This window comes from Nocardioides sp. AN3 (genome assembly GCF_054653495.1).
This window is the reverse complement of sequence record NZ_BAAIGC010000012.1, coordinates 1-24581: the sequence shown is the minus strand read 5'-3', so window position 1 is coordinate 24581 and position 24581 is coordinate 1. Positions and strand designations below refer to the sequence as shown.

The 24581-nt window shown below is 71.1% G+C and carries 25 protein-coding genes and 1 other RNA gene; 23 read left to right on the top strand and 3 right to left on the bottom strand.

Translation table 11 applies throughout. From position 1 onward, the window contains the following. Positions 1-18 precede the first annotated feature (18 nt). From ACYQ1K_RS14620 to ACYQ1K_RS14560, 13 genes are all read left to right on the top strand, one after another. Entirely contained in the window at positions 19-747 is a 729-nt protein-coding gene (locus ACYQ1K_RS14620) for a GTP pyrophosphokinase (RefSeq protein ID WP_459983835.1), read from the top strand. Between the two features lie 79 nt (positions 748-826). Next, positions 827-1192, top strand: coding sequence for a VOC family protein (locus ACYQ1K_RS14615; RefSeq protein WP_459983833.1), 366 nt, complete (start codon positions 827-829; stop codon positions 1190-1192). A gap of 77 nt (positions 1193-1269) precedes the next feature. Then, positions 1270-2469 (top strand): SpoIID/LytB domain-containing protein, encoded by a 1200-nt coding sequence (locus ACYQ1K_RS14610; RefSeq protein ID WP_459983831.1) that lies wholly within the window; start codon positions 1270-1272, stop codon positions 2467-2469. Continuing rightward, complete coding sequence (locus ACYQ1K_RS14605) at positions 2466-4379, top strand: penicillin-binding transpeptidase domain-containing protein (protein WP_459983829.1); 1914 nt, start codon at positions 2466-2468, stop codon at positions 4377-4379. Before ACYQ1K_RS14610 ends, ACYQ1K_RS14605 begins: the two co-directional genes overlap by 4 nt. A gap of 110 nt (positions 4380-4489) precedes the next feature. Next, the gene (locus tag ACYQ1K_RS14600; RefSeq protein WP_459983827.1) at positions 4490-5245 is read left to right on the top strand and encodes a superantigen-like protein SSL4; all 756 of its coding nucleotides are present in this window, start codon (positions 4490-4492) and stop codon (positions 5243-5245) included. 67 nt (positions 5246-5312) lie between these two features. Continuing rightward, positions 5313-6236 carry an ATP-dependent DNA ligase gene (locus ACYQ1K_RS14595; RefSeq protein ID WP_459983825.1) on the top strand — a complete coding sequence of 308 codons (924 nt, stop codon included), beginning with the start codon at positions 5313-5315 and terminating at the stop codon, positions 6234-6236. Next, a complete protein-coding gene (locus ACYQ1K_RS14590; RefSeq protein WP_459983823.1) occupies positions 6236-6964 on the top strand; it encodes a L,D-transpeptidase family protein in 729 nt (242 codons plus the stop codon). Before ACYQ1K_RS14595 ends, ACYQ1K_RS14590 begins: the two co-directional genes overlap by 1 nt. Then, the gene (ligD, locus tag ACYQ1K_RS14585; protein WP_459983821.1) at positions 6961-7872 is read left to right on the top strand and encodes a non-homologous end-joining DNA ligase; all 912 of its coding nucleotides are present in this window, start codon (positions 6961-6963) and stop codon (positions 7870-7872) included. Before ACYQ1K_RS14590 ends, ligD begins: the two co-directional genes overlap by 4 nt. A gap of 110 nt (positions 7873-7982) precedes the next feature. Continuing rightward, entirely contained in the window at positions 7983-8540 is a 558-nt protein-coding gene (locus ACYQ1K_RS14580) for a S24/S26 family peptidase (protein WP_459983819.1), read from the top strand. A gap of 51 nt (positions 8541-8591) precedes the next feature. Further along, positions 8592-9278 carry a response regulator transcription factor gene (locus ACYQ1K_RS14575; protein ID WP_459983817.1) on the top strand — a complete coding sequence of 229 codons (687 nt, stop codon included), beginning with the start codon at positions 8592-8594 and terminating at the stop codon, positions 9276-9278. Positions 9279-9284: 6 nt separating this feature from the next. Next, positions 9285-10508, top strand: a complete 1224-nt coding sequence (locus ACYQ1K_RS14570) for a HAMP domain-containing protein (protein WP_459983815.1) — start codon at positions 9285-9287, stop codon at positions 10506-10508. 33 nt (positions 10509-10541) lie between these two features. Further along, positions 10542-11327, top strand: a complete 786-nt coding sequence (locus ACYQ1K_RS14565) for an HAD-IIA family hydrolase (protein ID WP_459983972.1) — start codon at positions 10542-10544, stop codon at positions 11325-11327. A 320-nt stretch (positions 11328-11647) separates the two neighbouring features. Beyond that, positions 11648-12277 (top strand): C40 family peptidase, encoded by a 630-nt coding sequence (locus ACYQ1K_RS14560; protein WP_459983813.1) that lies wholly within the window; start codon positions 11648-11650, stop codon positions 12275-12277. A gap of 200 nt (positions 12278-12477) precedes the next feature. On the opposite strand, the gene ACYQ1K_RS14555 is transcribed toward ACYQ1K_RS14560, so the two are convergent. Beyond that, entirely contained in the window at positions 12478-13038 is a 561-nt protein-coding gene (locus tag ACYQ1K_RS14555; protein WP_459983811.1) for a TetR/AcrR family transcriptional regulator, read from the bottom strand. 156 nt (positions 13039-13194) lie between these two features. Between ACYQ1K_RS14555 and ACYQ1K_RS14550 the strand changes: the two genes are divergently transcribed. From ACYQ1K_RS14550 to prfB, 5 genes are all read left to right on the top strand, one after another. After that, positions 13195-14655, top strand: coding sequence for an APC family permease (locus ACYQ1K_RS14550; RefSeq protein ID WP_459983809.1), 1461 nt, complete (start codon positions 13195-13197; stop codon positions 14653-14655). Between the two features lie 24 nt (positions 14656-14679). Continuing rightward, the gene (gene speB / locus ACYQ1K_RS14545) at positions 14680-15852 is read left to right on the top strand and encodes an agmatinase (protein ID WP_459983807.1); all 1173 of its coding nucleotides are present in this window, start codon (positions 14680-14682) and stop codon (positions 15850-15852) included. Next, a complete protein-coding gene (locus ACYQ1K_RS14540) occupies positions 15849-17204 on the top strand; it encodes a flavin monoamine oxidase family protein (RefSeq protein ID WP_459983805.1) in 1356 nt (451 codons plus the stop codon). Before speB ends, ACYQ1K_RS14540 begins: the two co-directional genes overlap by 4 nt. A gap of 133 nt (positions 17205-17337) precedes the next feature. Further along, positions 17338-17823: a CAP domain-containing protein gene (locus ACYQ1K_RS14535; protein ID WP_459983803.1), complete on the top strand. Its 486-nt coding sequence runs from the start codon at positions 17338-17340 to the stop codon at positions 17821-17823. Between the two features lie 74 nt (positions 17824-17897). After that, a complete protein-coding gene (prfB, locus tag ACYQ1K_RS14530) occupies positions 17898-19016 on the top strand; it encodes a peptide chain release factor 2 (RefSeq protein WP_459983801.1) in 1119 nt (372 codons plus the stop codon). Between the two features lie 63 nt (positions 19017-19079). Here the strand turns inward: prfB and ACYQ1K_RS14525 are convergent, their stop codons facing one another. Further along, positions 19080-19718, bottom strand: coding sequence for a hypothetical protein (locus ACYQ1K_RS14525; RefSeq protein ID WP_459983800.1), 639 nt, complete (start codon positions 19716-19718; stop codon positions 19080-19082). A 99-nt stretch (positions 19719-19817) separates the two neighbouring features. Here ACYQ1K_RS14525 and ftsE point away from each other — a divergent pair, with 99 nt between their 5' ends. The 5 genes from ftsE (at position 19818) to ssrA (ending at position 24012) form a co-directional block, all read left to right on the top strand. Next, positions 19818-20507 carry a cell division ATP-binding protein FtsE gene (gene ftsE / locus ACYQ1K_RS14520; RefSeq protein WP_459983798.1) on the top strand — a complete coding sequence of 230 codons (690 nt, stop codon included), beginning with the start codon at positions 19818-19820 and terminating at the stop codon, positions 20505-20507. Between the two features lie 58 nt (positions 20508-20565). Further along, positions 20566-21477: a permease-like cell division protein FtsX gene (gene ftsX / locus ACYQ1K_RS14515; protein WP_459983796.1), complete on the top strand. Its 912-nt coding sequence runs from the start codon at positions 20566-20568 to the stop codon at positions 21475-21477. A gap of 107 nt (positions 21478-21584) precedes the next feature. Then, positions 21585-22910 (top strand): M23 family metallopeptidase, encoded by a 1326-nt coding sequence (locus tag ACYQ1K_RS14510; protein ID WP_459983794.1) that lies wholly within the window; start codon positions 21585-21587, stop codon positions 22908-22910. Between the two features lie 172 nt (positions 22911-23082). Continuing rightward, complete coding sequence (gene smpB / locus ACYQ1K_RS14505; RefSeq protein ID WP_459983792.1) at positions 23083-23562, top strand: SsrA-binding protein SmpB; 480 nt, start codon at positions 23083-23085, stop codon at positions 23560-23562. 76 nt (positions 23563-23638) lie between these two features. After that, positions 23639-24012: a transfer-messenger RNA gene (ssrA, locus tag ACYQ1K_RS14500) on the top strand. A 324-nt stretch (positions 24013-24336) separates the two neighbouring features. On the opposite strand, the gene ACYQ1K_RS14495 is transcribed toward ssrA, so the two are convergent. Continuing rightward, on the bottom strand, positions 24337-24581 hold a 245-nt coding region (locus tag ACYQ1K_RS14495; protein WP_459983791.1), incomplete at its 5' end, for a hypothetical protein.

Sequence of the window (24581 nt, the reverse complement as noted above, 5' to 3'; positions counted from 1 at the left end):
GAGAGGGGACGACGTCGGATGAGCGAGGCGGATCAGGACGGAAAGCCTGCAGCGGCGCCGAGCGCCTTCCAGCTGATGGCCGACCCTGCCGTCGACCCGCACAGCGTGGCACTCTCCGAGGCCGCCCAGGAGCTGGGGCAGCTGCTCATGCCCTACCGGTTCGGGCTCGAGGAGATGCAGACCAAGATCAACATCCTCCGCGAGGAGCTGAGCTTCCGGCCGGAGGGAAGCCCCATCGAGCACGTCTCCTCCCGGCTCAAGTCGATCGACAGCATCCGGGCGAAGGCCAGTCGGATCGGCTGCGAGTTCACCCCCGAGGCGATCGCGCACCAGATCTTCGACATCGCCGGCATCCGCATCGTCTGCAGCTTCATCGAGGACGCCTACTGGGTGCTCTCGATGCTCACGAGCCAGTCCGACGTCACGGTCATCGAGATCAAGGACTACATCGCCAACCCGAAGCCCAACGGCTACCGCAGCCTCCACGCCATCGTGCAGATCCCGGTGTTCCTGTCCGACTCGATCCGCGAGGTGTGCGTCGAGCTGCAGGTCCGGACGGTCGCCATGGACTTCTGGGCGAGCGTCGAGCACAAGATCTACTACAAGTTCCGCCAGGAGATCCCGCTCCAGCTCGGCGACGAGCTGGAGCAGGCGGCGCTGGTGGCGCACGAGCTCGACCAGCGGATGAGCGACCTACGCGAGTCGCTGCGTGGCGTCGTGCCGGCGCCGCGGGAGACCGACACGTAGGGCGCGTCGTTCAGGTCGCCGTCGGATGCGCGTCGTCGGCTCCCGCTCCGGTGTCGGTGGCTCCGGCTACGTTCGTTGCATGGCCATCGCTCGCTACCCGTCCTTCGTCTACGACTGCCCCGATGCTGGGAGGCTCGCCCGCTTCTACGGCGCGCTGCTGGGCTGGCAGGTGAACGAGGACGAGGACGGCGGCTGGGCCGAGATCCGATCCGAGGACGGATCGGGCTGCCTCTGCTTCCAGCGGGTGGAGGACTACCGCGCTCCGCAGTGGCCGGGGCAGGAGGTCCCCCAGCAGCTGCATCTCGACGTCGCCGTCCTCGATCTGGACGAGGCCGAGCAGGAGGTCATCGGCATCGGAGCGGTCAGGGCCGAGCACCAGCCCGGCACGACGTTCCGGGTGTTCCTGGACCCCGCCGGCCACCCCTTCTGCCTGTGCGTCGAGTGACCTCGGCAGCAGCCCGGGGGCACGGGCCGGACGCCGCCGCCTTTACTTTGCCCAGGTCGTCCTTGCACAGTGGCGCCATGTCTCGGACACACCAGACCCTTCGTGCGCTCACGCTCGGCAGTGTCCTCGCCGCCGGTCTCTCGGTGGTCCAGGCCGGCGCGCCGTCCTTCGCCGACAGCACCGTGACGGTGCCCGCCGGCACCTCGACGATCGTCATCGACGGCGAGGGTGCGGGGCACGGGCACGGTCTCTCGCAGTACGGCGCCAACGCTGCCGCCGAGCGCGGTCTGAGCACCGACCAGATCCTGCGCCACTACTATCCCGGCACGAGCCACGGGACGGCCGGCGGCCAGGTGCGGGTCCTGCTGAGCACTCGTCCGAGCCTCGTCGTCGCCACCCGCTCCGGCCTGCGTGCCAGCCTCGTCGGCACGAGCCGCACATGGCGCCTGACGCACCTGCACAAGCGCGCGGCGCGGACCGCGAAGCGCTGGCGGATCACCGGGCTCTCCGCGACGCGGTCGAGGCTCTCCTATCTCAAGGGCGGGCGGTGGCGGACCTATGTGGACGTGAGCGGGCAGCTCCAGCTCACCGCGGGCGGGGCGCCCATCCGGTTGTATGCCGGCGCCGACTCCGGACGGTTCCGCGGGATCCTCCGCTCGGCGAGGACCTCGACGACCGCCGACCGCGACATCGTCAACGCGGTCCCACTGGAGGGCTACCTGAAGGGGGTCGTGCCCGCTGAGATGCCTGCCCGGTGGGCGGCGGCCGCGGTGCGTGCCCAAGCGACCGCCGCCCGGACCTATGCGGTGCACGAGCGTGTGACCACCCGGCGCGGCTGGTTCGACGTCTACGACGACACCCGCTCGCAGGTCTACCGGGGCTACGGCGCGGAGGAGCCGGCCGGCAACCGTGCGGTGGACGCCACGAGGCGACGGATCCTGACCTACGGGGGCCGTCCGGCGTTCACCCAGTTCACGGCGAGCAACGGCGGCTACACCTTGGGCAACGCCGACGTGCCCTACCTCGTCAGCGCTCGTGACGTCTACGACCCGGTCATCCGCTGGACCACGTCGGTCTCGGCAGCCGCCCTGAAGAGCCGCTACATGCCGGCGTACCCCCTGGGCTCCCTCACCTTGCGGACCTACGCCCACGCCGGCGGCTGGGTCCAGTCGGTCGTCATCACGAGCGCGGACGGCACCCACACGAACACGGTGCGGGGTGTCGACTTCCGTGCCTGGGCGGGCCTGAAGTCCGGGTCCTTCCGCTTCCGCCGGTGAGGCGCCGGCTGAGCGTGCGGGCGCTCCTCCTCGCGCCCGCCCTCCTCGTCACGTTCCTCGCCAGCGGTTGCTCCGGCTCCGACGACGCCGGCGCGCAGCGCGTCGCCGACGTGCTGGCCGACAAGCTGGCCGACCACACGCTGGCCGGCGTGCCGCTGACCTCTCAGGTGCCGGTCAAGGCCTTCGGCCAGCAGGTCGCGGGCCTGCGGACCTACCGGGTGGCCGTCGATGCCGGCCGGGTGCACACCGACGGGGACAAGGCGACGAGCGACCTGCGGTGGAGCTGGCGCCTGGGCGATCACGACTGGACCTACACGACCACCGCGCGCCTGGTGAAGGGCGGCAACGGCTGGCAGGTGGACTGGCGACCGGCGGCGCTGGCGCCGACGCTGAGCGTGCAGGAGCGGCTCGAGGTCGACCGGACGACGCCCGAGCGCGCATCCATCGTCGGTGCCGGGGACACGCCGATCGTGACGCCGCGCAAGGTCTACCGGCTGGGGCTCGACAAGGCACGGGTGCCGGCCGCGCAGGTGCCCGCCGCGGCGCGCCGGATCGCGAAGGCGGCCGGCGTCGACCCCGCCCGCTTCGTCGAGGAGGCTCGGTCGGCGGGCGCGAGGCAGTTCGTCGAGGCCATCGTGCTGCGCCCGGCCGACGCCCGCCCCGTCTTCGACGCCGGCTTCATCCACATCCCCGGCGCGCTGATCCTCTCCGACACGAGGCCGCTCGCGCCGACCCGCAGCTTCGGCGCCGGGCTTCTCGGGCAGGTCGGCGCCGCGACGGCGGAGGCCGTCAAGAAGGCCGAAGGACGCGTCCAGGCCGGTGACCAGGTCGGGCTCTCGGGGCTGCAGGCGCGATACGACGAGCAGCTGGGCGGCACGCCGACGATCCGGGTCCGCGCCGTGACGGTCCGGTGCGCGTCGGCCGACTCGTGCACCGACACCGGTCAGGAGCGCGTCCTCGCGAGCTGGACCGGCCAGGCCGGTCAGCCGCTGCGGCTCACCCTCGACGTCGGCCTGCAGGCGAAGGCCGAGCGGATCCTCGCCAACGCCGGCGGCGAGCACTCGCCTGCCAGTGCGGTCGTCGCGATCCGCCCGTCGACCGGCGACCTCCTCGTGGCCGCGAACGGTCCCGGCAACGACGGCGCCAACGCGGCGACCTACGGGCGCTACGCGCCCGGGTCGACCTTCAAGATCGTCAGCTCGCTCGCACTCCTGCGCGCCGGGTTGAAGCCCGACGACATCGTCACCTGCCCGCCGTCCGTCGTCGTCGACGGGCGGCGCTTCACGAACTACCGCGACTATCCGGCCGCGAGGCTGGGCAAGGTCACCTATCGCACGGCGATCGCCAACTCCTGCAACACCGCCGTCATCGGGCAGCGGGGCCGCGTCAGGCCCGGCGACCTCGCCGACGCCGCGGCGGCACTCGGGCTGGGCGTCGACCAGGATCTCGGCTTCCCGGCCTACTTCGGCCAGGTGCCGGCGCCCGGCGGCGCCACCGAGCAGGCGGCCGACATGATCGGCCAGGGCAAGGTGCTGGCCAGCCCGATGGCGATGGCGACCGTCGCCGCGTCGGTGGCAGCCGGTCACGTCGTCGTCCCGCACCTCCTGGCCGACCACGCGCCGACCGCAGAGCCGCGTGTTCCCCTCACCGCCACGGAGGCGCGGCAGCTGCGTGACCTCATGCGCGCCGTCGTGACCGAGGGCTCGGGCCGGTTCCTGGCGAGCCTGCCGGGGGCGATCGGCGCGAAGACGGGCACGGCGGAGTATGGGACGCCCGGACCCGACGGCTCCCTGCCCACGCACACGTGGATGATCGCCACGCGGGGAGATCTGGCCGTCGCGGTCTTCGTCGAGACAGGCGTGTCCGGCTCGCAGACGGCCGGGCCCCTGCTGAAGGCGTTCCTGTCCTGACGGTCGCCGCGTCGGCGCATCACAGCTGACGAGATCGGTGTCCTCATGGTGGGAGGGTGACGGACGTCTCTGGGGAGATGGACCTCCTCTCGGTACCGTCAATGGGCGACATGAGTGACACACCCCCCGACAAGACCCCGCTGCTCGGCGTCGACTGGATCAAGGCCGTCGCCGGTGCGCTGGCCGCCGTCTCCACGACCGTCCTGCTCTCGACCCTGGGCGCCGCGGGCACCCTGGTCGGAGCGGCGCTCGGCAGCCTCGCGGCCACGATCGCGACGGCCGCCTACAGCCAGGGACTGGACCGAAGTCGCGCCCGGGTCCGGCAGCTCTCCAGCATCGCCGGGCGCCCGGTCGTCGTCCAGTCTCGGCGTGTCGGGAGCCCGGGTCCCGAGGCGGTGCCGGTGGACTCCGAGGTGTCATCCGAGGACGGCTGGCTCGAACGCCTGCGCCAGCTGCCCTGGAGCCGCCTGCTGCCGGCCACCCTCGTCATGTTCCTCATCGTGCTCGCGGCCGTCACCGCCTTCGAGCTCGCCTCCGGCCGGACCTTGGCGGCGGCGGTCCGCGGCGGCCACGGCGGGGGGACGACGATCTCCCACGTCACGACGTCCGGTGGGGGCACGAAGCACCAGAAGCCGTCGCCGACCGGGGCAGCGACGCCGACGCCCGGCAGCACGCCTTCGAACACTGCCGGACCAGCGGCGCCGCCGAGTGCCGAGCAATCGACGACCGCACCGTCCACGGCCCCGAGCGAGTCGCCCACCCCCACCGCCCAGGCGACCGAGCCGAGCCAGCTGGCCACCGGCACGCCCACGCCGGCGCTGACCGGCGGCCCGAGCCCCGACACCGCCACCGCGCCGGCCCAGTGACGTCGGCCGCGCCGGCCCAGTGACGTCGGCCGCGCCGGCCCAGTGAGCCGTCGGGGAAGATGTCCCCATGCGTCCCATGCTCGCGACGACCGGCGACCACGTCCCCGCGGGCGAGGCCTGGACCCACGAGGTGAAGTGGGACGGCGTGCGGATCCTCGCCGACGTGACCACGTCGGACACCGTGCTCACGACGCGCAACGAGAACGTCGCCACGACGGCGTGGCCGGACGTCACGGCGGTCGGACCGGACCGTGACGTCCTCGTCGACGGCGAGGTGATCGGACTCAACGCGGACGGGCTGCCGGACTTCCGGACGCTGGGGGAGCGCATCCACGTCCGAGGGGCGGCCGCGGCCCGGCTCGCGGCCCGGGTGCCGGCGACGTACATGGTCTTCGACCTCCTCCGCCTCGACGGGAGGACGCTGCTGGACCGTCCGCTCGCGGAGCGCCGCGAGCTGCTGGCGAAGGTCGACCTCGGGGGCTGGCAGGTCCCCGCGTCGTACGACGACGGCCTCATGCTCTTCGACGCGACCCGCGAGCAAGGTCTCGAGGGCATCGTCAGCAAGCGGCTCGACTCCACCTACCGGCCGGGGGAGCGCAGCCACGCCTGGCGAAAGTTCGCGCACCGGTTCCGCGGGTCCTACGTCGTGGGAGGCTGGCGCCCGCAGACCGGCACGACCGACCGGCTCGGATCGCTGCTGGTCGGCGAGGTGACAGCGACGGGGCTGCTCTTCCGCGGCCGGGTCGGCAGTGGGATCGGCCCGCGCGAGAGCGCACCGCTGCGAGCGCTGCTCACCGACCGCGCGACCAGCCCCTTCATCGACGTGGTGCCGAGGGCCGACGCCATGGGTACTCACTGGGTCGAGCCACTCGTGGTCGTCGACGTCGACACCCACGGCCGTCCGCCCCGCCGGGGTGCGGACGGGCGGCTCCGGCAGCCCTCCTACCAAGGGGTGCGGACCGACCTCAGCCCGACGGATCTGGAGGCTTGATGCGACGCCTGCTCCTCACGCTCGTCCCGATGCTCGTCGGGGTCCTCCTCGGGGCGCTGGGCGTGGGGTTGACTCCGAGCCTGCTGACGGCAGTGGCGGCCGCCCCCGCGGCGGTCCGCCTCGACGGCGTCACCGTGCAGCTGCCTCCGGGCACCAGCCAGGTCGTGACCGCGAACCGGACCCGCGGCTCCCATGCCCGCGTCACCCTGTGGGCGCTCGACCACGGCCGTTGGGTCAAGCGGCTGTCCACGCGCAACGGCCGGATCGGCTACGGCGGGCTGAGCCGGCCGGAGCAGCGGCACCAGGGCGACGGCACCACGCCGATGGGCACCTTCGACCTGACCTCGGCGTTCGGCACCCATGCGCACCGCGCGGGCTGGCGGATGGCCTACCACCGCATCCGGGCGGGTGACTACTGGGTGGGCGACAACGCCTCCCGCTACTACAACCGACTGCGCAACAAGGCCGCCGGCGGCTTCCGCTGGTGGCTGCCGCAGAGCGACGAGAACGCCTCCGAGCGGCTCCTGCACTACCGGTCCCAGTATGAGTTCGCCTTCGCCACCAGCTTCAACGCCGACCAGGTGCGCCGTCGCGGGTTCGCGATCTTCCTGCACGTCAACGGCCGAGGTGCGACCGCCGGCTGCGTCGGCGCGCCACGGTCGTTCCTGCTGGGCCTCTTCCGCCGGCTCACGCCGGGCCGCCATCCTGTGATCGCGATCGGCGCATGAGCGAGGACGACGCCGCGGTCAGGGTCGCCGTCGACGGGCGCACGCTCAAGCTGAGCAACCTCGGCAAGGTGCTCTACCCGCGGACGGGCACGACCAAGGGCGAGGTGCTCGACTACTACGCGCGCATCTCCCCGATCCTGTTGCCGCACCTGCACGGCCGCGCCGTCACGCGGATCCGGTGGCCGCACGGGGTCTCCGAACCGAGCTTCTTCGAGAAGAACACGCCCGCCGGCACGCCGGCGTGGGTCCGCACGGTCACCGTGCCCACCACCGGCTCCCGGACGGCGAATAGGCAGGAGGGCACCCTGACGTTCCCGGTGGTCGAGGACCTGGCGACCCTGACCTGGCTGGTCAACCTGGCTGCCCTCGAGCTGCATGTCCACCAGTGGACGGTGGACGAGGACGGACGGCCGGAGGGCGCGAACCGGATCGTGATCGACCTCGACCCCGGCGAGCCGGCAGGCCTGCACGAGTGCTGCACGGTCGCAGTCCTGGTGCGCGAGCGCCTCGAGGCTCGCGGCCTCTCGGCCTCCGCGGTCACCAGCGGGAGCAAAGGCCTCCACCTGTACGCCGCCCTCGACGAGCCGCTCCCGAGCGAGGAGGCGTCGGCGCTGGCGAAGGAGGTGGCCGAGGAGCTCCAGACGGACCACCCTCAGCTGGTCACGGCGACGATGACCAAGTCGCGGCGCAGCGGCAAGGTCTTCCTCGACTGGTCGCAGAACGCGGGCAGCAAGACCACGATCTCGCCGTACTCCCTGCGCGGCCGGGAGAGGCCGTTCGTGGCGACCCCCGTCACCTGGGACGAGGTCGAGGAGGGCGCCGAGGACCCGATGGGTCTGGAGCAGATGACGTTCGGCGAGGTCCTGGACCGGGTCGACCGACTCGGGGACGTCTTCGACCTCCTCTAGAGGCCACCGTCTGCTGTTACCGACTGATGGTGGTGACGTGGCCGTCCCCTGGACACCTGTCACGTAGAATCCGGTCCCGGAGGGCTGCCGATCTCGGGAGGGGCCACCAGATGGAGCTGACGCCGGTGCTGAGCCGGCCGTCGCTCATGGGGCGAGGATGGCTCGTCGTCATCGTCGCGGTGCTCGCTCCGATCGTGCTGCTCGTCGTGCTGCCGGCGATGCTCGGCCTCCAGCGCTATGTGGTGAGCAGCGATGCGCTGGGGGACAGCGTGCCGCGCGGGTCCCTCACCTTCGCCGAGCAGGTGCCGGGCCCGGAGCTCGAGCCGGGTGACGTGATCACGTTCCGTCCGCCGACGCAGCCGCACGGCGCGCCGTACGTCACCCGCCGTGTCGTCTCGGCCGGATCCGACGGGATCCGCACCGGGGGCGACGGCACCGGCACGGACCCATGGCGGCTCACGCCCGAGGGTGACCGGGCGCGGGTCGTCCTGCACGTGCCGTACGTCGGCTACCCGTTCCTCGGCGGGGTGCGGCCCGTGCTGTGGCGGGTGCTCGCGGGCGTCTCGCTGGTGGCGGTGCTGGTCACGGTGATCATCGATCTCGACCGAGCACGGAAGCGGCGTCGTCGGACGCGCCGGCGCGACGGGCTCGGCGTGACCGACTCATGACCTGTGGCATTCCGCCTTCATCGCCGTTCCCGCTCACTTACCCTCTTGTTCATGGCTCACAGCGTGCTGATCGTGGAGGACGAGGAGGACATCGCCTTTCCGCTCGTGCGCACCCTCGAGCGCGAGGGCTACCTCGTCGAGCGTGTCGACACCGGTCAGAAGGCGCTCGACGAGCTGGCCGCACGCCCGTCGGAGGTCGTGATCCTCGACCTCGGACTCCCCGACATGGACGGGCTCGACGTGTGCCGCAAGGCCCGCGAGAGCGGCTATGAGGGCGCGATCATGATCGTCACCGCCCGGGCCGGTGAGCTCGACCGCGTCGTCGGCCTCGACTACGGCGCCGACGACTACCTGGCCAAGCCGTTCGGGCTCGCCGAGCTGCAGGCGCGCGTCCGCGCGCTCCTGCGGCGCACGGCCGGCCACAACGGTGTCGGCCACCTGCCCGAGGGGGCCCTGCGCATCGACGTGGGGGCGCGTCGGGTCTTCGCCGGGACCGCCGAGGTGGCGCTCACGGGCAAGGAGTTCGACGTGCTCAGCGTCCTGGCGGCCCAGCGCGACAAGGTGGTCTCCCGCGACCGGCTCATGGCCGAGGCCTGGGACGAGAACTGGTACGGGTCCACGAAGACGCTGGACGTCACGATCGGCCGACTGCGGCAGAAGCTCGAGACCGCAGGCGTCACGGACAAGGTCGTGGCGGTCCGCGGTGTCGGCTTCCGCCTCGAGGGTGCCGATGCGTAGGCCCCGATGCGCGGCCGTCTGACCGTCGCGTTCGTCCTCCTCGGAATCGTGCTGTGTGCGCTCGCCTTCGTGGTCCGGTCCGTCACCCTCGAGAGTGCGCTGAGCCGGGACGAGAACAAGGAGGTCCACGAGTCCGCGACGATGATCGCGGCGGCGGTGCAGGCACGTCAGGACGCCGACGAGCCCGTCGACCAGAGCTTCCTCGCCTCCGTGGTGGGCGAGGACAAGCGCGCGGTCCTGCACTGGGACTCCTTGGTCGACCCCGACATCGTCGCCGAGGGCCGTCTGTTCACCGGCACGGGTGATCCCAGCCGGTCCGACGACCTCTGGGCGCGGGCTGAGCTGCCTGGCGGCTATGTCGAGGTGAGCCAGTCCGAGGCCGTGGCCGACCGCATCCTGTTCGGCCATCGCCGCGGGATCGCGGTCTTCTTCCTCCTCCTCGGGCTCATCGCCGGCGTGTTCGGCTACCTGTGCGCCCGAGCGCTGGCCCGTCCCTTCCGTCGGCTGGCCGATGCGGCAGGCGCCCTCGGACGCGGGCGGTTCGACCTCGACCTGCCGAGGACCCGCGTGCCCGAGGTCCGGGAGATCGCCGACGCCCTGCGCACCAGCGCCGCCCAGCTCCAGAGCCGGCTCGAGCAGGAGCACGCCTTCGCCGAGCAGGCCTCGCACCTGCTCCGCACCCCGTTGACCTCACTGCGTCTCGAGCTCGAGGACCTCGCGCTGGACGAGGAGCTCGCCGCCGATGTGCGCGGCACCGTCGAGCGCTGCGTGCAGCGCATCGACGACCTCGACTCCGTCACGTCAGAGCTGGTCGGCCTTGCCCGGCGGCCGGGGCCCCGCGGCGTCGAGGTGCCGCTGCGCGAGCTGGCCACCACCTGTGCCCAGCGGTGGTCCGACGAGCTCGCCCACCACGATCGCACGCTGACCGCCGCCGTCGAGGGCGACCTCACCACCACCTACACCGCCGGCCCACTCGAGCACATCCACGAGCTGCTCCTCGTCGACGTGCTGCACCGCAGCCGTGGCGCGGTGCGGCTGGTCTACGAGGCGACCGACGGAGGCGCGCTCAAGCTCCGGATCCGGGCCGCGGCGGGCCCCCGTCGCCGCGCCGGCGCCAAGACACCAGGGTCGACGTACGTCCGCGCTCGGGCGGTCGTCACCGCCCTGGGTGGCCGGCTCGAGGGGGAGTATCACGAGCGCGGGCTCGACATCGTCCTGCCGCGGCGCTGAGCGTCGCGGGTGCCGCAGGGGCACTACGGCAGGATGTGCGGCATGACGCTGCGAGCAGTGGAGACCTGGCTGACCGACATGGACGGCGTCCTGGTCCACGAGGAGGTGCCGATCCCGGGGGCCAAGGAGTTCATCGACACCCTCAAGGACTCGGGGCGCCGCTTCCTGGTCCTCACCAACAACTCGATCTTCACCCCGCGCGACCTGCGCGCCCGGCTGCTCGGCAGCGGCATCGACGTGCCCGAGGAGTCGATCTGGACCTCCGCGCTCGCGACGGCGCAGTTCCTGGCCGACCAGCGACCCGGCGGCACGGCGTACGTCGTGGGCGAGGCCGGGCTGACCACCGCCCTCCACGACGTCGGCTATGTCATGACCGACCGTGACCCCGACTACGTGGTCCTGGGGGAGACCCGGACCTACTCCTTCGAGGCGATCACCAAGGCCATCCGGCTCGTCGCGGACGGGGCGAGGTTCATCGCCACCAACCCCGACGCCTCGGGCCCCTCCCAGCAGGGCATGCTGCCGGCCACCGGGTCCGTGGCGGCGCTGATCTCGACCGCCACGGGGCGCTCGCCGTACTTCGTCGGCAAGCCCAACCCCCTGATGATGCGCTCGGCGCTGAACCGCATCGAGGCGCACTCCGAGACGACCGCGATGGTCGGCGACCGGATGGACACCGACGTCGTCAGCGGTCTCGAGGCGGGCCTGCGGACCTACCTCGTGCTCACCGGGTCGACGCGTCGGGAGCAGGTGGAGATGTTCCCCTACCGCCCCACCCGCGTGGTCGACTCGGTCGCGGATCTGGTCGACCTCGTCTGACGGCACCCACGTGTGACTCTCGTCACGAACCACCTTAAATCTTCCTCAACGGAGTTGGGACCTTCGTCCCGAGTGCTTACCGTCGAGTGGTTGCACCAGCAACTACCGGCCCCGGCACACGCCGAGTCCTGCCCCGTCGGGCGCCGGTCGACCGATCCACAGAGCACGAGGGGCAGGAGCGGGGGACCCACCGTTCCACGCGGCCGGCACCTGCCGTCCGCTCGGGGTGAAGCCCCGGCGCTGTCCGACAGCGCCGAGGCCGGGCACCTTCTCGTCCGAACCCGACAGCTCACCTCGCAGGCGTGGGAGGGAACCCACGCATGTCCAACCACAGATCGCTGCGCCCTGTCGTCAGGGTGCTGCTCGCCGTCGCCACCGCGTCCGCCGGTGTCCTGGCTCTCCCAGCGGCGGGCGCCTCGGCTGCCACCGCCGCGACCACCAGGGCCGCAGTCTCGACCACCACACCCGCCACGTCGACGACCACGTTGACCACCGCTCAGCGACTCGAGCGGATCAGGCGTGAGCGTCGCCGCGAGCGCCGCCGACACCGTCGCGAGGTACGCCGTCACCAGGCTGCCGCCCGCGCCAGCAAGGCGCTGCGCGCCTACCACGTCGGCCAGGCCCAGAAGGGCGACCCGTACGTCTACGGCGCCACCGGCCCGAACGCGTTCGACTGCTCCGGCCTGACGTCCTACGCCTACCACCGCGCCGGGCTCAGTCTGCCCCGGACGTCCTCGGCTCAGGCCGGCGCCGTTCGCCACATCCCGCGCTCGCAGCTGCACCTGGGCGACCTGGTGTTCTTCACCTCGGGCGGGCACGTCTACCACGTCGGGCTGTTCGCCGGCCGCCGGCACGGCACCGACTACGTCCTGCACGCCCCGCGCCCGGGCGAGAGCGTGCGGACCGAGGCGATCTGGACCAACAGCTGGTTCGCCGGCACGAAGCGCTGACACTGGTCGGTTCGTCAAACTCCACCAGGCCCCGTCCGGATGCGTCCGGGCGGGGCCTGGTGGCTGTTCGTGGGGTGGCTGTTCGTGGGGTGGCTGTTCGTCGAGGTATGCAGACGAGTCGCCACTTCCCCTGCGGAGTTCCGCGAGGGGAGTGACGACTCGTCTGCATACCTCGACGAGCCAACCGGGCAGCACCCCGGCTAGCCGCCCAGCACCGCGACGGTGTGACCCAGCGCTGCGGAGCGGAGCTTGCGGCCGCCGCCGGTGACGATGCCGACGCTGAGGCCGTCCCACATCGCCCGCAGCCGCTCCGAGGTGCCCTCGTGGTCGGTATGTCCGGGCAGCGCGTCGCCGAGCAGCCGCACCAGGTCGGCATGCCAGGCGGCATCGATCTCGCGCTGCGCCTCGGCGAGCTCGGGGTGATACGGCGCCCGCGCCCACAGCTCGAGCCACAGCTGCCAGCGCGGATCCTTCTCGTCGATCGCCAGGTAGACGTCGGCGAAGTCCGAGACCGCCCCGACGCCCGTGCGCTCACCGGCCGCCGTGGTCGCGAGGAGGGGCGCCCGCTGCTCGGCGTACGCCGCCTCGCTCCAGCGCAGCGTCTCCAGCAGCAGCCCGTCGCGGGTCTTGAAGTAGTAGAGCAGGTGTCCGCCGCTGGTGCCGAGCCGTGCCGCGAGGGAGGCCATCGTCAGCTTGCCGAGGCCGTGCTCGGCGACCATCTCGAGAGCGGCCGTGAGCACCTGCTCGCGGGGCCGCTCCATGCGGCGGTTGTGGCGGGGCACCTGCACCTGGCTTTCAGGGTCGGGGTCGGGATTTCTGAGACGCGGGCTTGACTCTAGCGGTGAGGTGCGTCACTTTGAATACCGTTCAAAAGTTTGAACGTCGTTCAAACAACCCCCACTCAGGAAGGTCGGTCGATGATCGAACCCACGATGCTGACCCCGGACGAGGCGGTGACGCCGATCGAGTCCGAGCGGCGGCTGGCCCGTGTCCTCGGTCCCGGCACCGCCGTGCTCCTCGTCCTCTCGTGCATCACGCCGGCGTCGAGCCTGTTCATCATCGTCCCGACGGTGCTCGGCTCGCAGGGGAGCGGTGCGCCGCTGACGATCCTGGCCGGGGTGCTCATCTCCGTCGCCGTCGGCGCGTGCTACGCCGAGCTCGGCACGCGCACCGCGAGCTCCGGCGGCGAGTACGCGATGGTCAACCAGACCCTCGGCAAGCCGGCCGGCTGGCTGACGTTCGCCCTCGCGGCCGTCCAGCTCTGGGTGATCCCGCCGATCATCGCGCTCGGCACGGCCGACTACCTCAGTGACATCGTCGACCTGCCGCGCGGCGCAACCGCTGCCGCGGTCATGCTGCTCTCGACGGTGACGGCCATCCTGGACGTCAAGTCCAACGCCTTCGTCACCGGCATCTTCCTCGGCCTCGAGATCGTCGCGGCGATCGTCGTCACGATCCTCGGGCTGACCCACCTGCAGCGCGGCCCCGGCGAGCTGATCGCGCCGCACGTCGCGTCCGCCGGGGGAGGCCTGGAGCCGTTCACGATCGGGATCCTGATCTCGGGTCTGGCCGTCGGCACCTTCGTCGTCAGCGGCTTCGGCACGGCGGCGTACCTCTCCGAGGAGGTCATCGACCCCCGCCGCAACGTCGCCCGCATCGTCTTCGCTTCGCTGGGCCTCGGCGCCCTGGTCATCCTGGTCCCGACGATCACCACGGTCCTGGCCGTGGGCAACCTGAGCGACCTCGCGACCGGCAACTTCTCCGAGTTCGTCCACCAGTGGGGCGGCCACGGCATCGGCACCGCGGTGAACGTCGCCATCGCCACCGCGATCCTCAACGCGGTGATCGTGATGGTCCTCCAGAACGGCCGGGTCGTCTTCGCCTCAGCGCGCGACCGGTCCTGGCCGCGCCCGGTCAACGAGGCCCTCACCCGGCTGCACCCGCGCTACAACACCCCCTGGGTCGCCACCCTCGCCATCGGCATCCCAGGCGCCGTCCTCGCCTACGCCGTCGACATCGAGGCGCTGCTCGGCATCACCTCGGTGATCATCTCCGCGATGTACGTCGTCCTCGCCCTCGCCGCCCTCCGGGTGCGCCGGCAGCGGTCGAGCGTGAAGGGCTGGCGGATGCCGCTGTGGCCGCTTCCGCCGCTGCTGGTCATCGCCGCCGTCGGCTACGCACTGCTCGGCTCAGCGCGCTCGGACCTCATCGCGACCGCGGTCATCCTCGCCCTGGCCCTCGCCTACTACCGCTTCTACCTCGCCCGTCGCCCCGCCGAGCGGTTCGTCGTCGTCGACCCGTCTGACGGGCCGTGGGACGAGCCGTGGGACGAGCCGTCCGACGACGCCTCCGCCGAGCCCGCCACGGCCGGCGCCTGACCTCGAGAGCTGAAGGAGACCCTCATGGCCCGCTACGGCAACCAGTTCGGCCCCGACATCACCTTCCTGGGCGTCGACCGGTGCGACTGGTCCGACCCGGCGACCTACGCCGACGCCGACGTCGTCATCCTCGGCGCCCCCTTCGACGGAGGCGCGTCGCACCGGTCCGGCACCCGGTTCGGCCCGCAGTTCATCCGCCAGACCTGCTACCTCGCCCACGACGGCTCCCGTCCGTCGCTGGCGATGCGGGTCGACGCGCTCAAGGACCTGCGCGTGCTCGACGCGGGCGACGTCGAGATGTTCTCCGGCGACGCCGAGCGGTCGGTGCGCGACCTGCAGGAGGCGGTGCACGCGGTGGCCAGCACCGGCGCCGTGCCGCTGATCCTCGGCGGCGACCACACGATCGCCTGGCCCGACGCCGCGGGCGTCGCCCAGCACCTCGGACAGGGCCGGGTGTCGATGATCCACTTCGACGCCCACGCCGACACGGGCGACATCGAGTTCGGCTCGCTCGTCGGGCACGGCCAGCCGATGCGCCGCCTCATCGAGTCGGGCGCTCTGCGCGGCGACCGGTTCCTCCAGATGGGTCTGCGTGGCTACTGGCCGGAGGAGGAGACGCTGGACTGGATGGCCGAGCAGGGCATGCGGTCCTATGAGATGACCGAGATCGTCGATCGCGGTCTCGACACCTGCCTCACCGAGGCGTTCGAGATCGCCACCGACGAGTGCGACGGCGTGTTCCTGTCGGTCGACATCGATGTCTGCGACCCGGGCCACGCCCCCGGCACCGGCACCCCGGAGCCGGGCGGCCTGACCGCCCGCCAGCTCCTCGACTCGGTGCGTCGCATCGCCTACGAGCTGCCGGTCGTCGGGGTCGACGTCGTCGAGGTGTCCCCTCCTTACGACCACGCCGACATCACCTCGTTCCTCGCCAACCGCGTCGTCCTCGAGGCGCTGTCGGGCATGGCCCGACGCAAGCGCGATCAGCGGGACGGCACGACGTGGGACCCCGGCCTTCCGCTGCTCGCCGGCCGCACGTCGACCGTCCGCAGCATCGCCGTTCCCGGCCCCGCCGTTCCCGGCCCCGCCGTCCCCGGCCCCGCCGTCCCCGGCCCCGCCGTCCCCGGCCCCACCGGCCCCGCCGTCCCCGGCCCCACCGGCCCCGCCGTCCCCACCATGAACGGAGCACACCGATGAGCACACATGACGTGATCGTGATCGGCGCCGGCGTGACCGGGCTGACCGCCGCCCACCGCCTGGTGCAGGCCGGCAACGACATCCTGGTCCTCGAGGCACGCGACCGCGTCGGCGGCCGGCTGCTCACCGAGCGGCACGGCCATGCCGACTCCGCGGAGGCCGACTTCGAGGTCGGCGGCCAGTGGGTCTCACCGGACCAGTCGGCGCTGCTCGGCCTCCTCGATGAGCTCGGAATGCAGACGTTCCCGCGCTACCGGTCGGGCGACTCGCTCTACCTCGACCGGGCCGGTGCCGTCCGCCGGTTCGCCCGCGACCTTCCGGTCGGTGCGACGACGGCGGCCGCCATCGAGCAGCTGACGAAGACGCTCGACGCTCTCGCCGAGGAGATGGATCCCGCCCGGCCCTGGGACCACCCGGACGCGGCGCATCTCGACAGCGTCTCGTTCCGCGCCTGGCTCGAGCAGCAGTGCGACGACGCCGAGGCATGCGACAACGTCGCGCTCTTCGTCGGACCCGCCATGCTGACCAAGCCGGCGCACTCGTTCTCGGCGCTGCAGGCGATCCTCATGGCGGCGAGTGCAGGCTCCTTCGGCAACCTGGTCGACGCCGACTTCATCCTCGATCGCCGCGTCGTCGGGGGACTGGCGTCGGTCCCGCGGGCGCTCGCCGACCGGCTCGGCGACCGCGTGCGCCTGAACGCGGACGTGACCCTCGTCGAGTGGACCGAGGGGTGCGCCGTCGTCCACGTCGGCGACGAGTCCCACGTGGCACGCCATGTGGTGCTGGCCGTCCCGCCGACCGTCGTACGCCGGATCCGCTTCTCTCCCGAGCTGCCCGCCGAGCACCGGATGGCCCGCGAGCACCAGTCCTTCGGTCTCGTCGTCAAGGTCCAGGCCGCCTACGCCACGCCGTTCTGGCGCGAGGCCGGGCTCAGCGGCACGGGCTTCGGGCCCTACGAGCTCGTCCACGAGGTCTACGACAACACTCCTGCGGGCGACGAGCGCGGCTTCCTCGTCGGGTTCGTCTCCGACATCGAGGCCGACCGCGTCGGTCGGCTCTCGGCCGAGGAGCGGCGCGTGCGCATCTTGGCCTCGCTGGCCTCCTACTTCGGCGAGCAGGCACGCGAGCCGCTCGTGTACGTCGAGAGTGACTGGCAGCACCAGGAGCTCACCGGCGGGGCCTACGGCACGAGCTTCGACCTCGGCGGACTGACGCGCTACGGCGCGGTCCTGCGCGAGCCCGTCGGCGCGCTGGAGTTCGGCAGCAGCGACGTGGCCGGCCTCGGCCTCCAGCACGTCGACGGCGCCATCCGGGTCGGGACCGAGATCGCGGAGCGACTGCTGCGGGCGTGAGGACCCCTGCCGGCGGGGACGTCATGCACATCGTGGAAGCGGTCACACCTTCCGCATGACGTCCCGGGCGGCCGCAGTCTGACGGCGGCGGCAGCTTGACCTTGCGCCGCCTCACCCCGCACCCTCGATGTCGATGTCTGCCCCCACCAGAACCTCTGTCCCCACCAGAACCATCGTCGCCTCCGTCATCGCCCCGCTCGTGCTGATGCTCTCGGCCATCGTCACGAGTGCGCCGGCCCAGGCGGGTGCGCCCCAGACCTACAGCGTCGCCGCAGTCAAGGCGACCAACGCCGCCCGGCACGGGCACGGTCTGCGCGGCCTGCGCGTCGACGCGTGCCTGCAGCGCTACGCCAACGCCCAGGCGGCTCGGCAGGCGGCGCGGCGCACGATGTTCCACCAGGACCTCGGCGTCATGCTCCGCCGCTGCGGGCTGCGCGAGGCCGGTGAGAACGTCGCCTACGGCTACCGCACCGGCCGCGCGGTCGTCCGCCAGGGCTGGATGAAGTCGCCGCCGCACCGCGCCAACATCCTCCACCGGTCCTACCGGCTCGTCGCCGTCGCGGCTCGGAAGGGCTCGGACGGCCTCTGGTACTCCTCCCAGGTCTTCGGCCGCCGCTGAGCTCCGCGGTCCCTGGGCTGGGCTCCGGCCGCTGAATGGGGGCGAGGCGCCGATGCCCGGTAGGCTTGACCCTTGTGGCAGGCCCCGACTTCGACGCCGAGATCAAGCAGCTCCAGGCGACCATGCACACCATCGAGCAGGTGCTCGACCTCGGCGCGATGAAGGCTGAGATCGGCTCGCTCCAGGAGCAGGTCGCCGCGCCCGACCTCTGGGACGACCAGGAGAGTGCGCAGAAGGTGACGAGCCGCCTCTCCTTGCTGCAGGGCGAGCTCGAGCGCTTCGAGACCCTCAACGGCCGCGTCGAGGACCTGGGGGTCCTCGTCGAGCTGGCGACCGAGGAGGCCGACGCCGACACCATGAGTGAGGCGGAGTCCGAGCTCGCCCGGGTGAAGAAGGAGGTCGAGGCTCTCGAGGTCCGCACCCTCCTGTCGGGGGAGTACGACGCCCGAGAGGCGATCGTGACCATCCGCTCCGGCGCCGGTGGCGTCGACGCGGCCGACTTCGCCGAGACGCTCATGCGGATGTACACGCGCTGGGCCGAGCAGCACAAGTATCCCGTCGAGGTCTTCGACGTCTCCTACGCCGAGGAGGCCGGCATCAAGTCGGCCGAGTTCGCGATCCACGCGCCCTACGCCTACGGCACGCTCTCGGTCGAGGCCGGCACGCACCGGCTCGTCCGGATCAGCCCCTTCGACAACCAGGGGCGCCGCCAGACGTCGTTCGCCGCCGTCGAGGTCGTCCCAGTGCTGGAGCAGACCGACGACATCGAGGTCGACGAGAACGACGTCCGCGTGGACGTCTTCCGCTCCGGCGGCCCGGGCGGCCAGTCGGTCAACACCACCGACTCCGCGGTCCGGCTCACCCACATCCCGACCGGCATCGTGGTCAGCTGCCAGAACGAGAAGTCGCAGCTGCAGAACAAGGCCTCGGCGATGGTCGTCCTCAAGGCCAAGCTCCTCGCCAAGAAGAAGGCTGAGGAGGCCGCGCTCAAGAAGGACCTCAAGGGCGACGTCGCCGCCAGCTGGGGCGACCAGATGCGCAACTACGTGCTCAACCCGTATCAGATCGTGAAGGACCTGCGCACCGGGTTCGAGACGGGCAACCCGACGGCCGTGTTCGACGGCGAGCTCGACGGCTTCCTCGAGGCGGGCATCCGCTGGCGTCGCGGCGCCGACCGGGCCGCCGAGAACTGATCCTCCGTCGGGACGTCCTACGAGGTGGCTGCCAGGGCAGCCCCCTCGTATGACCCGGCGACCTCAGCCCTTGGGCGCTCCGCTCGCTGCGGTGAGCACCGTCGCGCACCAGCGATCGGCGACGTCGGCGGGGTCGGGTGCACGTGAGCCGGCGAGCTGACACACGAGCCACGCGTCACCGAAGAGGCCGCGGTAGGACAACGTGGTGGTGCCGGCCGCCGTACAGCTCAGCGCCACCGACGGAGAGCCGAAGGCGGATGCGCCGGCGATCGGCGTACATCCCTTCGGGGACCGCGCGGAGGTGGCGAGCTCCTGGCCGCGCTCGAGGGTGACCGGCGGGGCGAAGACCCAGGCCGACGCCGTCGCGCCCGACGGGGCGGTCCACGAGCAGCCGTACTCGTGTGCGACGTCGGCGCTGCCGGGCAGCTGATCGCCGTTCGACCAGCTCTGCGCCCGCGGGGAGGCGTCGCCGACGGCGGCACGCGCATCCGCGAGCGGCACGGCACTGCAGAACGGCCCCCGGCGTACGGCGGCGGTCGTCGTGTCGACCGAGGAGAGCCGCGTGGCGAGCGGCGAGGCGCGCGGCGGCGCCGGAGGCGGGGAGTGGTCGGGGGAGTGGCGCATCACACCGACCGCGACCGCGGCACCCGTCACGACGACCGCGACGACGAGCGCGCCGACGACGCGAGAGCGGGTAGCCACGCCGCAACCCTAGAGTCGGCGTCCAGAGGCTCGGCGACACCCCTGGATGCCGACCCTGAGATGTCAAGGTTCAGACGCCGACCACCTATCCTCGATCGGGTGATTCGCTTCGAGAAGGTGACCAAGGCCTACCCGGGGTCCGGCAAGCCTGCGCTCGAGCAGGTGTCGGTCGACGTGGAGAAGGGCGAGTTCGTCTTCCTCGTCGGCCAGTCAGGCTCGGGCAAGTCGACGGCTCTGCGGCTCATCCTCCGCGAGACCCGGCCCTCCTCAGGCCGCGTCTACGTCGCGGGCAAGGAGATCAACCGGCTGGCCGGCTGGAAGGTGCCGCGGCTGCGCCGCCAGATCGGCACCGTCTTCCAGGACTTCCGGCTGCTGCAGAACAAGACGGTGACCGAGAACGTCGCCTTCGCGATGCAGGTGACCGGCCACTCTCGTGCCGAGATCGCCACGCGCGTGCCCGAGACGCTCGAGCTCGTCGGCCTCGACGGCAAGGGCGACCGGATGCCGGATGAGCTCTCCGGCGGCGAGCAGCAGCGCGTGGCGATCGCGCGGGCGTTCGTCAACAAGCCGATGATCCTCATCGCCGACGAGCCCACCGGCAACCTCGACCCGGCGACCAGCGTCGGCATCATGAAGCTGCTCGACCGCATCAACCGCACCGGCACGACCGTTGTCATGGCGACCCACGACGCGGGCGTCGTCGACCAGATGCGCAAGCGCGTCATCGAGCTGGGCAACGGCCGGGTCGTGCGCGACCAGACCCAGGGCGGCTACGGCTCCCAGCACTGACCCGCACCGCTCAGCGCCGGCCACGCCACGTCAAGCCGCGCCGTCAAGAAAGGGCCCCATGCAGCTTCGCTATGTCTTCTCCGAGCTCGGCCAGGGTCTGCGTCGCAACCTGTCGATGCACATCGCCGTCGTGCTCACCCTCTTCGTCTCGCTCACCCTCGTCGGCCTGGGGGTCCTGCTCAACCAGCAGGCCCAGCGTGCGGCCGACCAGTGGGGCAACCAGCTCCAGATCACCGTCTACCTGTGCCGTCAGGGCGACAACGTCCCCTCCTGCGCCAGCGAGGTGACCGACGCGCAGAAGGCGGCCATCGAGAAGGTCATCAAGGACAACCCGAACGTCGACTCGTTCTACCTGGAGTCGAAGGCGCAGGCGTTCCAGAAGGTGAAGAACCTCTACGGCAGCGAGCGCTTCACCGGCCCCGACGCCGTGATCACCCAGAACGACATGGCGGAGTCGTTCTGGATCACGCTGAAGGACCCCCATCAGGCGGAGGTGGTCAAGGAGGCCGTCGTGGGACTGGACGGCGTCTCGCGCGTGCAGGACCTGCGCAACGTCGTCGGACCGATCCTCAGCTTCATCGACTACATGAAGTACGGCGCCGGCCTGGTCGCCATCTTCCTCGGCATCGCCGCGCTGCTCCTCGTGGCCAACACGATCCGGCTCGCCGCCTTCGCCCGCAGGCGCGAGATCGCGATCATGAGGCTGGTGGGTGCGTCGACGCTCTACATCGCGCTGCCGTTCCTCCTCGAGGCGATCGTCACGGCCATCGTGGGCGTCGGCCTCGCAGTCATGGCGCTGGCGGCGTTCATGCAGTTCGGCGTCGTCAACAAGCTGGCGAAGTCGCTGAACTTCATCCTCTGGATCGACTGGTCGCAGTTCTGGTGGGCGGTGCTCGTGGTGGCCATCCTCGGTCCGGTGCTGACCCTCGTGCCCACGCTGCTGCTCACGCGGAAGTACCTCAAGGTCTGAGGCTGATGGGACAGGTGTGACGCGCCCGGGCTCCGAAATCCACGGAACCCGGGCGCTCAGCCTCTACCGTCGAGGAGTTCACTTCCCCGAACACGAAGGCTTCCCACGTGCGCTCCTTCCCCCGCACGCTCGGACGCCGACGCCTTGCGGCGGCCGCGCTGGCTGCCGTGACCGTCGGCGGTCTGGCGGTCCCGATCGTCGACCCGGCGCTGCCGTGGGCTGCTGCCGCCGACCGCGGCAAGCTCAAGCAGAAGCAGAAGAAGGTGCACCAGCAGGTGGCCCAGGCCGGCACCGACCTCGACGAGTCGAGCGCCGAGCTGGCCGCGGCCACGGGGAAGCTGGCGGCCGCCAACAAGGAGCTCGCTGCCTCGACGGCGCGGCTCGCCACGGCGCGGGCCAACCTCGCCAAGGCCCAGCAGGCGCTGGCCGCCGCGAAGGCCGAGGACGCGCGGATGCAGGCGGCTCTCGCGGCGGCCCAGGCGCGCCTGGAGCAGGCCCGCACCGACCTGGCCAACGGGCAGCAGGCCGTCGCCGAGCAGAAGGAGAAGGTGCGCAACACCTTCGCCGACATGGTCGAGCAGGGTGACCCGCGGCTGCTCGCGATCGGTGCCCTCATGCACGCCGAGACCCCCGAGGACATCGCCCGCCAGCAGGAGCTCAACGACACGGTGCTCTCCGGCCAGGCGGCGCAGTACCAGTCGCTGCGCACCGCCGAGGTCCTGCTGAAGGTGCGGGCGGGGGATGTGAAGAAGGCGACCGACGCGGTCGCCGTCCAGCGCCAGCAGGCTGCCGACCACCTCGTGGTCGTCCAGGGCCTCGAGCAGCAGGCGAGTGCCGCCCAGGACGCGGTCGCCGCGTCGGTCGCGCAGGACGCCCAGGCCCGGTCCGCCGCACAGGCTGCGCAGCAGGCCGCCGCACGAGTCAGGCAGCACGACGCCGCCGTCCTCCGGCACCTGCGCGCTCAGGAGGAGCGGATCAAGCAGCAGATCCTCGCGGCGGCCCACAAGCAGGGCAACCGGAACGTCGGGAGCACGAGCGGGATGTTCCTCAACCCGGTCCGCGACACCTACGTCACCTCGCCCTACGGCTGGCGCATCCACCCGATCTACCACTACTGGGGCCTGCACGACGGGGACGACTTCCACGCTCCGTGCGGCGTGCCGGAGATCGCGGTCGACAGCGGCCGGGTGATCAGCGAGTACTTCTCGAGCGTCTGGGGCAACCGGCTCTACCTCAGCCTCGGCAACATCAACGGCCACAACTACACGGTCATCTACAACCACATCTCGAAGTACCGCGCCCGCGTCGGCCAGGTCGTCGCACGGGGGGAGACGGTCGCGTACGCCGGCACGACCGGCTGGTCGACCGCCTGCCACCTGCACTTCACCGTCCTCAAGGACGGCAACCCGATCGACCCGCAGACGGTGCTCTGAGACCTCAGCTTCGCTGGTCGAGTAGCCGGCGAGGGAGTCGTCGGGCTCGTTGGTCGAGTAGCCGGCGAGGGAGTCGTCGGGCTCGTTGGTCGAGTAGCCGGCGAGGAACGAGCCGGCGTATCGAGACCCCGCCCGTTCGAATCCGCTTGCGATCGCTTGAGACAATGGTGGGATGGCGAAGGAACAGGGGCGCAAGCTCGTCGCGCAGAACAAGAAGGCGCGCCACGACTACCACATCGAGGACACCTACGAGGCCGGCCTGGTCCTCACGGGCACCGAGGTGAAGTCGTTGCGCCAGGGTCGCGCGTCCCTCGTCGACGGCTTCGTGGACATCGAGCACGGCGAGGCGTGGCTGCACGCGGTGCACATCCCGGAGTACACCCAGGGCACGTGGACGAACCACTCCGCCCGCCGCAAGCGCAAGCTCCTCCTGCACAAGGACGAGATCGCGAAGATCGATCGGCGCGTCTCGGAGAAGGGTCTGACGGTCATCCCGCTCTCGATCTACTTCAACGACGGGCGGGCCAAGGTCGAGATCGCGCTCGCTCGAGGCAAGAAGGCCTGGGACAAGCGGCAGTCGATCGCCGAGCGCACCGCCAACCGCGAGAAGGAGCAGGCCGTCGGCCGCTACCTCAAGGGCGTCCGGGACTGATATCGACGTGTGGGAATGGCCGACCGCCCGGTAGTGTTGACCCAGTGGCCGCTCAGCGGCCGTTGACAAGTCAAGAGGGGCTGATCGGTTTCGACTTGGGACGTTAGTTCCAGGGGAAGCGGGTCGAGGAGCCAGCGTTATCTCGTAAACGATCGCTGGAAACCAATAACTGCCAACGCTAAGCGCAGTTCCTTCGCTCTCGCCGCCTGATTGCGGTGATCGAAGCGTCAGACAGGGCGTCCGTCTCCGGCCCTGATCCTGGCGTCATCCAGGAGACTCACCCTCCCTCTCTCGCTAGTGGGGTTCGAGGGGACATCTAGCTAGCTGGGCCTGTCGGCGACGTGTCTGCGTCGAGCGCCGGGGCCGAGAAAACGACACCCACAGACTGCACCCGGAGAAGACCTGGATCGACGCTCGAGGACCGGGGTTCGATTCCCCGCAGCTCCACCAAAGTGCTCGGAGGGCAAACCTGCCCCTCGGACACGCCGACAGTGAATGCAGCATCTCCCGCCCGGTCTTCCGGGCGGGAGATTTTGCTTTCAGTCCGCCGATCGGCCTGGATGTCGTGATGGACGTGGGCGGGGACGAGGCGTGAGAATAGGTCGTCGAAGGGCTGGTTGTAGTCGACTCTGATGCTCTGCTCGCGCGTGTCGGGGTCTTCGTGGATGTAGATCTTGGAGAAGAAGGCCACGTCGGCCGCGCGCGTGGACCAGGGGTGCGGTCACCGGCTTGGCGCCCACGACCACCGGACGCTAACCAACGACTGGTGCGGCTTTACGCCTTCGCCTTCGACTCTTCGACGACCGGCGCGAACGCGACGGCTTCCGTCAGGCAATCCGAGCCGACGGAGCGAACGTCGACAGGACCGAAACAGCGATCAACGAACTTGAGGCGCTCATGATCACCGCCTGCGGGTTCCAAGGGCAGAACCGGATGGAGCTGCGGCGTGTAGAGCCGTCGCAGCGGATGACGATGATGACTGCTGGCCGGGCGACCGGGCACGGAAGGTCGACATTGCT

What these genes read in the sequence shown, in the direction of transcription:
- ACYQ1K_RS14620 (WP_459983835.1), top strand. Translation starts at nt 19, where the DNA reads ATGAGCGAGGCGGATCAGGACGGAAAGCCTGCAGCGGCGCCGAGCGCC.
- ACYQ1K_RS14615 (WP_459983833.1), top strand. Translation starts at nt 827, where the DNA reads ATGGCCATCGCTCGCTACCCGTCCTTCGTCTACGACTGCCCCGATGCT.
- ACYQ1K_RS14610 (WP_459983831.1), top strand. Translation starts at nt 1,270, where the DNA reads ATGTCTCGGACACACCAGACCCTTCGTGCGCTCACGCTCGGCAGTGTC.
- ACYQ1K_RS14600 (WP_459983827.1), top strand. Translation starts at nt 4,490, where the DNA reads ATGAGTGACACACCCCCCGACAAGACCCCGCTGCTCGGCGTCGACTGG.
- ACYQ1K_RS14595 (WP_459983825.1), top strand. Translation starts at nt 5,313, where the DNA reads ATGCGTCCCATGCTCGCGACGACCGGCGACCACGTCCCCGCGGGCGAG.
- ACYQ1K_RS14590 (WP_459983823.1), top strand. Translation starts at nt 6,236, where the DNA reads ATGCGACGCCTGCTCCTCACGCTCGTCCCGATGCTCGTCGGGGTCCTC.
- ligD (WP_459983821.1), top strand. Translation starts at nt 6,961, where the DNA reads ATGAGCGAGGACGACGCCGCGGTCAGGGTCGCCGTCGACGGGCGCACG.
- ACYQ1K_RS14580 (WP_459983819.1), top strand. Translation starts at nt 7,983, where the DNA reads ATGGAGCTGACGCCGGTGCTGAGCCGGCCGTCGCTCATGGGGCGAGGA.
- ACYQ1K_RS14575 (WP_459983817.1), top strand. Translation starts at nt 8,592, where the DNA reads ATGGCTCACAGCGTGCTGATCGTGGAGGACGAGGAGGACATCGCCTTT.
- ACYQ1K_RS14570 (WP_459983815.1), top strand. Translation starts at nt 9,285, where the DNA reads ATGCGCGGCCGTCTGACCGTCGCGTTCGTCCTCCTCGGAATCGTGCTG.
- ACYQ1K_RS14565 (WP_459983972.1), top strand. Translation starts at nt 10,542, where the DNA reads ATGTGCGGCATGACGCTGCGAGCAGTGGAGACCTGGCTGACCGACATG.
- ACYQ1K_RS14560 (WP_459983813.1), top strand. Translation starts at nt 11,648, where the DNA reads ATGTCCAACCACAGATCGCTGCGCCCTGTCGTCAGGGTGCTGCTCGCC.
- ACYQ1K_RS14555 (WP_459983811.1), bottom strand. Translation starts at nt 13,038, where the DNA reads ATGGAGCGGCCCCGCGAGCAGGTGCTCACGGCCGCTCTCGAGATGGTC.
- ACYQ1K_RS14550 (WP_459983809.1), top strand. Translation starts at nt 13,195, where the DNA reads ATGATCGAACCCACGATGCTGACCCCGGACGAGGCGGTGACGCCGATC.
- speB (WP_459983807.1), top strand. Translation starts at nt 14,680, where the DNA reads ATGGCCCGCTACGGCAACCAGTTCGGCCCCGACATCACCTTCCTGGGC.
- ACYQ1K_RS14540 (WP_459983805.1), top strand. Translation starts at nt 15,849, where the DNA reads ATGAGCACACATGACGTGATCGTGATCGGCGCCGGCGTGACCGGGCTG.
- ACYQ1K_RS14535 (WP_459983803.1), top strand. Translation starts at nt 17,338, where the DNA reads ATGTCTGCCCCCACCAGAACCTCTGTCCCCACCAGAACCATCGTCGCC.
- ftsX (WP_459983796.1), top strand. Translation starts at nt 20,566, where the DNA reads ATGCAGCTTCGCTATGTCTTCTCCGAGCTCGGCCAGGGTCTGCGTCGC.
- smpB (WP_459983792.1), top strand. Translation starts at nt 23,083, where the DNA reads ATGGCGAAGGAACAGGGGCGCAAGCTCGTCGCGCAGAACAAGAAGGCG.